The following is a 1,618-nucleotide window of genomic DNA, read 5'->3' on the forward strand; positions in this document are numbered from 1 at the left end:
GATAAGTGCGAACGGTGTTTCTAGATACACCTAAATCACGCGCGATGCGGCGGATACTTTGTCCTTGCTGATGTAAAACGTGTATTTCCACTAGTTGCTCCTGATTGATCATAATCCGCCGCTTTGTCCATTTTACGAACGGATAGTTTGCCTCAGGTGGGTCAATTTTAAATCGACGTTAGTGGGTCATTTTTACATCGGCGCTGACACCACTACGGGCCAATAAAATAGGTGCATTTATTATTGGATAAAAAATTTATAAAACATTGATGATGCTCTCAAATTGGCCCTTCACATAACCTTCTCATTGGGTATCATATCACATACACTCATGTGTTATTTTTTGGTTATTTTTTGGTTATTTTAACGCAGATTAAGGATTTTATTTTGACTAAATCTCTTGCTAATTTTTTTGCTTTGTTGCTTCTTTGTCTCCCTTTTTATTCTCACTCAGCCGATGAAGATAAAGAGTGGTACACCTCCAAAGGGGGGGAGTATTTGGTGAGAGATTCTCTGCATGGCAATCTTCATGCACTATTATCTACCTCAAAATCAGGAACGCAATCGGTCTATATAGTGATGCGTGATTCTGACTGTGTAGATCAAAGCTCCGATATTATCAGCCATGATCCCATCTACATAAATGGCACTCTTACTCGTTATAATCAGTATTGTGATGGTGAAAGACGTTACTTTATGCCAGCGACTAGGGCTGGGAGAGAGAACTTACTGAATGAATTCAAATTGAAAAATGTTGTTAAGGTTAAAACGTATGACGGTGATACAACCTTTAGCTTTTCAGCGAAAGGCTTCACCGCTAAATTGAAAGCGTTAAATGTGAGTAAAAAAGGCATCTAACGCTATATACAAGCCCTTTGAATTAGATAGTACGCAAATAGAAAAGAGGTTGATGTTCAGCCTCTTTTCTATACCCCTACGAAGCGAGACCGACAGTTACATTCCGACTACCCAGCAAGCATACTTACCTCTCGTTTGAACCGGCTTATTGGTACTGGCAATCCCTTGCGAGAGAACAACACCAATACGCTCCCAAAATTCACACCCGCTTTCTGTGTAGCATCAAATCGTTGGCTATAAAGAAGGTCCATCGCATCAATGATCATGAGTGCATCAGTGGAGTTCTTCCCCGTAGTTTGTGCAAATTATTGCTTATCTTGAATGGCAAGTTCATTAAGAGGCTGTTTCCAGTTTTTGAGTTGCTCAGTCGAGAAGTCGCCGTAAGCACATTTGACGATGATTTGACCGTAACGTGATAGCTCTTCAATGATAGAACTCAATTTAGAGTGCGGCGTGTTCTCAGAATCAATGAGAACAGCAATTTTACGACTTCCCATGTACCATTTCCTTCTTCTAAACAAAGGAATACTATCCGAGTCATCACTCAAATGTAAGCGCTCAATTTTCCGCATAATTCTATCCTGATCTCCATGGTAGATAATGACCACTGTCATTACACAAGGAGAAATTTATGACTCACTCATCGCAAGTTTGGCAACATCACGTTAATGACTGGCAAAAAGGCGATCTCTCGCAAGCGCAATATTGCCGTAGCCACGGCCTTGACCAATCCCAATTCAGCTATTGGAAGTGCAAATTT

The 1,618-nt window shown here is 40.6% G+C and carries 3 protein-coding genes and 1 pseudogene; 2 read left to right on the forward strand and 2 right to left on the reverse strand.

The window, feature by feature from the left end:
• On the reverse strand, positions 1 to 112 hold a 112-nt coding region (locus VTH8203_RS23555), incomplete at its 3' end, for a helix-turn-helix domain-containing protein (protein ID WP_158296145.1).
• Positions 113 to 387: 275 nt separating this feature from the next.
• Between VTH8203_RS23555 and VTH8203_RS23560 the strand changes: the two genes are divergently transcribed.
• Positions 388 to 858, forward strand: a complete 471-nt coding sequence (locus VTH8203_RS23560) for a hypothetical protein (protein ID WP_096995771.1) — start codon at positions 388 to 390, stop codon at positions 856 to 858.
• Positions 859 to 1,076: 218 nt separating this feature from the next.
• On the opposite strand, the pseudogene VTH8203_RS23565 reads toward VTH8203_RS23560, so the two are convergent.
• A pseudogene (locus VTH8203_RS23565) lies at positions 1,077 to 1,355 on the reverse strand (NYN domain-containing protein); the annotation flags it as partial.
• A gap of 134 nt (positions 1,356 to 1,489) precedes the next feature.
• On the opposite strand from VTH8203_RS23565, the gene tnpA reads away from it, so the two are divergent.
• A partial coding sequence (gene tnpA, locus VTH8203_RS25825; protein ID WP_442478235.1) for an IS66 family insertion sequence element accessory protein TnpA occupies positions 1,490 to 1,618 on the forward strand: 129 nt, incomplete at its 3' end.

The organism is Vibrio thalassae (assembly GCF_900089835.1).
In the GTDB taxonomy this organism is placed as follows: Bacteria; Pseudomonadota; Gammaproteobacteria; order Enterobacterales; family Vibrionaceae; genus Vibrio; species Vibrio thalassae.